Source organism: Rhodococcus sp. EPR-157 (assembly GCF_001647195.1).
In the GTDB taxonomy this organism is placed as follows: Bacteria; Actinomycetota; Actinomycetes; order Mycobacteriales; family Mycobacteriaceae; genus Rhodococcoides.
The window spans coordinates 1-6,643 of the sequence record NZ_LVCV01000095.1 but is presented as its reverse complement, the minus strand read 5'-3'; the positions used below and the strand labels follow the sequence as shown (position 1 = coordinate 6,643).

Below are 6,643 nucleotides of genomic sequence, written 5' to 3'. Positions count from 1 at the left end.
TCTCGGTGGAGCCCGAGAGTCAGGACGAAGGCCCATTCCCCTGCCTTCATCGGGTATCGACCCGCCGCGAGCGAGGTGTCCTCACGCGCTTTCCGGAAATATCCAGGTGCCGACGGCCATAGCCGCAGAGTTTCGTCGACGACACTGCGGGTGTAGCGCATCTTCGAGACATCGTCGTAGGAGATCGTTTCTGCAGACCGGTGATGGGCATCGACCTCAACGCGAACTTTCGCGGCGACATCGGGATGGGTGGCGATGAAGTACAGCGCGAAAGCGAGGGTCCCGGCCGTCGTCTCGTTTCCGGCGACCAGGAAGGTCAGGACCTGATGGCGGATGTTGACTCGGTCCAACAGCTCGCCGGTCTCCGGATCCGGGGTGTGAAGCATCAGGTCCAACAGATCGTCGTGGCGAGTGTCGTCGAGTACACGCTTTTCGATCACCTCGTCGACGACGCCGTGCACGTAGGCGATGTCGCGATCGTTGCGGATGCGATCCCCACGACGAAAAGCGCGCATGAACGGCATATCGTTCGACGTGCGATTGACATAGCCGAGGATCCGAACGATTGCCGCGACGAACGCGTCGTCGTTGCGAGCGAAAGCGTCGAAGCTGTAGCCGAATCCGGCTCGGGCCATGTTCTCGAGCGTCAATTTGTTGAGGTCCGCGGTCACGTCGACCGAGGTGTCCGTGCGTGTATTCCAGTGCTCGACCAGTTCCGAGGCAACCTCGGTCATGACGTGGTGGTATCGACGCATCGCCTCGCGGCTGAAGCCGGGCATGAGAATTCGGTGTGCCGCACCCCAGTTGGGTTCGGAGTTGAACGCGGTGAACAATCCGTCGCCGCCGAGCGCACGAAGCTTACGGTGTGGAAGCGCAAGGAACTTCGCGAACCTCGACTCGTCGTTCAACTCGGCGACGAGATCTGCACCGCTGACGACGATCAGTCTGTGACGGAGGATCTTGCGCTCGAAGATCGGACCGAGTTCGGCCGCCATCTCGAGTTCACGCTGTGTGGGCTTGTCTGCGTCGATACTCAGCACGTCGCCGAGGACGGGGAGTCGAAAGCGGGGTGTCGGTATCGTCACGCCGACATTGTGCCGCATTCCCCATCGACGGTGTGTTCGCGTAGCCGCTCGTAGGCCGCGGCAGTGCCGGGCGCCAGTTCGGCGGCGGTGATCGTCAGCCCGGCGCCGAGATGAGGGTCGTATGGAATCTCGTGGACGGAGACGGCACGCCGTGCAAGGCACTTCCTCAGCTCGGCGACATCGACGACGGGCGCACCGGGAACCTGATGCGTCAAGACGACCGTGGTCCGGTGGACCGCTCGTTCGCCGATCGTCAGCGAGATTGTCTGGAGTGCGGTCCGAGCGCGACTCAGGGCATCGGGACGGGCAGACACGGCCAGCACGATCGCTGCCGACTGATCGGTCCGCAGTGGTCGTGCACTGTCGCGGCCGAACGCGCGATGGCCCAAGTCGTACAGCGAGACATCGGAGTTGTGGCGTAGATACCAGTCGATCCGCTGCAGATCAGGTTCGGTCGCCTCCAGCCAAGCCCGACCCACTACGCGAAGGCCGGAACTGGACACCGACAGATCGCCGTCGGGGAAGCCCGATTCGATCGTCGAGGACGTGACCCGGTAGTCGGCAGCGCGGTCGACCAGGTCCCCTCCGCCGACGGTGGCGTCGACCGCCACCGCTGCCGAGCCGCTGATCGCCCACGCGTTGGCGAGACCGACCGTCGTTGCGGTCGCTCCAGCCCCACCGCTTGCACCCAGTACCAACGTCACGATCATAGTTGCCCTCGCCGTAGTGGTCAGCGTCGGTGATGCAACGTCCGGGCCGGTCGACAAGCCGCGGGAAACTTCCGAATGGAAGCGCTCAGGAAGTATACAGAACCTTCACAGTCAGTCGTTGGCGTGCAAGGCCGCGTTCAGCTCGACGCCGGTGCCCTTCCATGGCACGACCTCGACGGCGCCGGATACCGAGTTGCGTCGCAACAACAGGTTGCTGTGGCCGGTCAAGGTTGCAGCCTTCACGACGGTGCCGTCGGGACCCGTGACCTTGGTTCCTGCAGTGATGTAGAGACCGGCTTCGACGACACAATCGTCCCCGAGGGAAATCCCGAGGCCCGAATTGGCGCCGAGCAGGCAGCTCTTGCCGACGGAGATGACATTCTTGCCGCCACCGGACAGCGTGCCCATGATCGATGCGCCGCCACCGACGTCGGAGCCGTCCCCGACTACGACACCGGCCGAGATCCGTCCCTCGACCATCGAGTTGCCGAGCGTGCCTGCATTGAAGTTGACGAAGCCTTCGTGCATGACCGTGGTGCCGCTGGCGAGGTGCGCACCCAGTCGCACACGATCGGCGTCGGCGATGCGGACACCCGTCGGAACGACGTAGTCGACGAGCCGCGGGAACTTGTCGATGCTGTAGACGGTGACCTGTCCGCGGGCGCGCAGCCGTGCGCGGACGGTCTCGAAGCCTTCGACGGCCGCGGGACCGAAGTTGGTCCAGACGACGTTCGCAAGTAATCCGAACTGACCGTCGAGGTTCACCCCATGTGGCTGAACGAGTCGGTGCGAGAGCAGGTGCAGGCGTAGGTAGACGTCGTGGGCATCGATCGGTGCGTCGTCGATGGATGCGATCGTGGTGCGGACGGCGACGACGTCGACACCTCGCGCCGTGTCGGGCCCGACGAGATCGGCGAGCTCGGCGGGGATGTCGGAGCCCTCGAGCCGGGTGGTCCCGGTGTCGGCGAACTCGCCGAGTTCGGGGCTCGGGTACCAGGTGTCGAGAACGACTCCACTGGTGGTGATGTTGGCTAGGCCGATTGCGGATGCTCCCTGTGCGCTCACAGCTATCGAGAATACGGTGTACACGTAGGCCAGGTGGCGGGGAGCCATCTAGATCCTCGGCAGTGGGACTCCCGTCGGCGCGGTGTACGAGGTCGCCGGAGACCGATATCTACACTGGCTCGGTGAGTTCGTACCCTGAGCTGGATCTGCACGCCGACCCGATCGATCTGACCGCAGCCCTGGTGGACATCCCCAGCGTCTCCGAGGACGAGTCCGTCATCGCCGATGCAGTGGAAGCTGCATTGCGTGCGCAGACCGATGGATTCGACATCGTCCGCAGTGGCAACGCAGTCCTCGCGCGGACCAATCGAGGGCTGAAGAGTCGCGTCATGCTCGCGGGGCACCTGGATACCGTGCCTATCGCCGACAACGTGCCGAGCCGTCGGACCGACGACGACGCCGAGGGTGACGTCATCCACGGGTGCGGGACCGTCGATATGAAGTCGGGCGATGCAGTGTTCTTGCATCTGGCAGCCACCGTCACCGACGCCGTGCACGACATCACTCTGGTGTTCTACGACTGCGAAGAGATCGAGGCGTCGAAGAATGGTCTCGGTCGAATCGAGCGGGAACTCCCCGAGTGGGTGCAGGCCGATGTCGCAATTCTGGGCGAGCCCACCGGTGGATTCATCGAGGCAGGATGCCAGGGCACGCTGCGGGTTAGGCTCTCGGCCAGTGGAACCCGGGCGCACAGTGCTCGATCTTGGTTGGGTGACAATGCAATCCACAAGTTCGGAGCGGTTCTGAACCGGCTTGCCTCCTACCAGGCGCGACACGTGGACATCGACGGTTGCGTCTATCGTGAGGGGCTTTCGGCAGTCCGCATCTCGGGCGGCGTGGCAGGCAACGTCGTCCCTGACGCAGCGGAACTCGACGTGAACTTCCGATTCGCGCCGGATCGGACTGTCGAGCAGGCAATCGAGCACGTGCGCGAGGTCGTGGACGGACTGTCTCTCGGCGTCGAGGTCACCGATTCCTCACCTGGTGCGCTACCAGGCCTCGGTGCCCCTGCGGCGTCTGCCCTCATCGCGGCCGCGGGCGGACAGTTCCGTGCCAAGTACGGCTGGACGGATGTCTCCAGATTCTCGGCACTCGGAATTCCAGCGGTGAACTACGGCCCGGGCGACCCGAACCTGGCCCACAAGCGCGACGAACGCGTGCCGACTCAGCAGATCACCGATGTTGCACGCGTCCTACGGGGATACCTGACTGCCGGATAGCCTGTCCGCATGGACGACGAGAAGGCGATCAAGCACAAGGGGCCGGTGGTCCTACGCCGGGGGCGAAACTCGGAAACTTCCACGTCGGATCAGCGGTTGCTCGATCAGCGGGGACCCGGAAACTGGATTCACACCGACACCTGGCGGGTGCTGCGGATTCAGAGCGAGTTCGTGGAGGGCTTCGGTGCACTCGCCGAGGTGCCGAAAGCGGTCACAGTGTTCGGTTCGGCGCGCATTCCGAAAGAGCATCCGCAGTACCAACGCAGTCGAGAACTCGGAAAAGCCCTCGCCGAGGCCGGATTCGCCGTGATCACCGGTGGTGGACCCGGAGTGATGGAGGGCGCGAACCGCGGTGCGTGTGAAGCCGACGGGTACTCCATCGGACTCGGGATCGAGTTGCCGTTCGAGCAAGGTCTCAACGAATGGGTGGATCTGGGCATCAACTTCCGCTACTTCTTCGTCCGAAAGACGATGTTCGTCAAGTACTCTCAGGCGTTCGTGTGTCTTCCCGGTGGGTTCGGCACCCTCGATGAGATGTTCGAGGCGCTGACCCTGGTGCAGACAGGCAAGATCACCCGATTCCCGATCATCCTGTTGGGCACCGAATTCTGGTCCGGGCTGATCGACTGGATCAAGAACACCCTCGTGGCCGAAGGCACGGTGTCGCCGTCGGACCTCGAGCTCATTCACTGCACCGACAGCGTCGAACAAGCAGTGCAGATCATTCGAAGTACGACGGGGGAGAAGTTGTGAGTTGGAATGTGTGTGTCTACTGCGCCTCGGGGCCGGTGGATCCTTCTTTCATCGAACTGGCCCGGGAGCTCGGGACAGCGATAGGTAGCCGGGGCTGGGGATTGGTGTCGGGTGGCGGCAACGTGTCGATGATGGGGGCCGTTGCGGAGTCTGCGCGGGCGGCGGGTGCCTTCACCGTCGGAGTCATCCCGAAGGCTCTCGTGCATCGCGAAGTCGCCGACGTCGATGCCGACGAACTGATCGTCACCGACACGATGCGTGAGCGAAAAAGAATCATGGAGGATCGGGCCGACGCGTTCATCACGCTTCCCGGTGGCATCGGCACGCTGGAGGAGCTGTTCGAAACGTGGACGGCCGGCTACCTCGGCATGCACGACAAGCCCATGGTGCTACTGGATCCAGTGGGGCATTTCGAGGGTCTGTTGCAGTGGATCGACAGTCTCTCGTCGACGGGTTTCGTTCAGCAGCGGGCTCTGGACGCGCTGGTCAGAACGGTGACTATCGAGGCCGCACTCGATGCTTGCTCGCCTCGGGAGTGAAGCAGCGGTGACCTATGAAGTCTTGTTACTCTGGAGTAGGGTAAGAAATCTCACATCGGACACATAAGGGGAGTTCATGGCTGTCGATGCCCGTCAGAAAATCGGAGTGACCGACCTTGCGGTCGCGTTGCCGAAAATGGTGACGGAGGTGCCGAGCCTGCTGAAGGGCTTGGCGGGGTTCACCCGCAAGCCGCACCACAAGGCATCCATCGGACAGGTGTTCCAGGACGCCGCTGCCAAACGCGGCGGTCATCCCTTTGTGCGATTCGAAGGCGAGTCGATTTCGTACACCGATGCGAACGCCCTGGTCAACCAATATGCAGGAGTGTTCATCGATCGCGGAGTCAAGCGCGGTGACGTCGTCGGCGTGCTCAGCAAGAACCGTCCCGAGGCGCTGTTCGCCGCGCTTGCCGCGGTCAAGCTCGGTGCCACGGCAGGGATGCTCAACTACAACCAGCGCGGTGACGTACTCGAGCACAGCCTCGGAATTCTCGACGCCACGGTTCTGGTGTTGGACGAGGACGCGCAGGAAGCTCTCGACTCCCTGGAGAAGGCGCCGCAGGCGGGATCGGTGATTCCGCTGCGCGAGCTCGCCGAACTTGCGAAGAAGGAGTCGTCGGCCAACCCGGCGGTCACGTCCGAGATCCAAGCCAAGGAGAAGGCGTTCTACATCTTCACCTCCGGCACCACTGGGATGCCGAAGGCGTCTCTGATGAGTCACTTCCGCTGGCTCAAGTCGATGTCCGGGCTCGGAAACATGGGTGTCCGGTTGCGCGGAGACGACGTCATCTACTGCTGTCTGCCGCTGTATCACAACAATGCCCTGACGGTAACGCTGTCCTCGGTGCTCGCCGGTGGTGCAACGATGGCAATCGGCAAGCAGTTCTCGGTCAGCAACTTCTGGCAAGACATCAAAGTGAACAAGGCCACGGCGTTCACCTACATCGGTGAACTGTGCCGCTACCTGCTGACTCAGCCGAAGAAGGACACCGACCGCGACAACACGGTCAAGCTCGTTGTCGGCAACGGTCTCCGCCCCGAGATCTGGGAGGAGTTCACCGATCGTTTCGGCATCGAGCGGGTCGCCGAGTTCTACGGCGCCAGCGAGTGCAACATCGCGTTCGTCAACGCGCTGAACATGAAGAAGACCGCAGGCGTGTGCCCGTTGCCGTACGCAGTCGTCGAATACGACGAGGAGAGTGGCAAAGCAAAGCGTGGCCAGGACGGAAAGCTGCGCAAGGTGGGCACCGGTGAGGTCGGTCTGCTTCTGT

Annotated in this window: 7 protein-coding genes; 4 read left to right on the top strand and 3 right to left on the bottom strand. The window is 63.0% G+C overall.

All coding sequences use genetic code 11. The features are described from left to right. The 3 genes from A2J03_RS03720 to dapD all read right to left on the bottom strand — a co-directional run. Positions 1-1,085, bottom strand: a 1,085-nt coding sequence (locus A2J03_RS03720) for a cytochrome P450 (protein WP_231912348.1), incomplete at its 3' end; no start/stop codon positions are given. Continuing rightward, positions 1,082-1,795: a hypothetical protein gene (locus tag A2J03_RS03715; protein WP_068369849.1), complete on the bottom strand. Its 714-nt coding sequence runs from the start codon at positions 1,793-1,795 to the stop codon at positions 1,082-1,084. The genes A2J03_RS03715 and A2J03_RS03720, both read right to left, overlap by 4 nt. A gap of 111 nt (positions 1,796-1,906) precedes the next feature. Then, positions 1,907-2,860 (bottom strand): 2,3,4,5-tetrahydropyridine-2,6-dicarboxylate N-succinyltransferase, encoded by a 954-nt coding sequence (dapD, locus tag A2J03_RS03710; RefSeq protein ID WP_068369853.1) that lies wholly within the window; start codon positions 2,858-2,860, stop codon positions 1,907-1,909. A gap of 122 nt (positions 2,861-2,982) precedes the next feature. Between dapD and dapE the strand changes: the two genes are divergently transcribed. The 4 genes from dapE to A2J03_RS03690 form a co-directional block, all read left to right on the top strand. Beyond that, positions 2,983-4,080, top strand: a complete 1,098-nt coding sequence (dapE, locus tag A2J03_RS03705; protein ID WP_068369846.1) for a succinyl-diaminopimelate desuccinylase — start codon at positions 2,983-2,985, stop codon at positions 4,078-4,080. Positions 4,081-4,089: 9 nt separating this feature from the next. Then, entirely contained in the window at positions 4,090-4,833 is a 744-nt protein-coding gene (locus A2J03_RS03700) for a TIGR00730 family Rossman fold protein (RefSeq protein WP_068369843.1), read from the top strand. Further along, positions 4,830-5,372: a TIGR00730 family Rossman fold protein gene (locus A2J03_RS03695; RefSeq protein WP_068369841.1), complete on the top strand. Its 543-nt coding sequence runs from the start codon at positions 4,830-4,832 to the stop codon at positions 5,370-5,372. The genes A2J03_RS03700 and A2J03_RS03695 overlap by 4 nt, the downstream gene beginning before the upstream one ends. A 76-nt stretch (positions 5,373-5,448) precedes the next feature. Next, positions 5,449-6,643, top strand: a 1,195-nt coding sequence (locus A2J03_RS03690) for an AMP-binding protein (RefSeq protein ID WP_068369838.1), incomplete at its 3' end; no start/stop codon positions are given.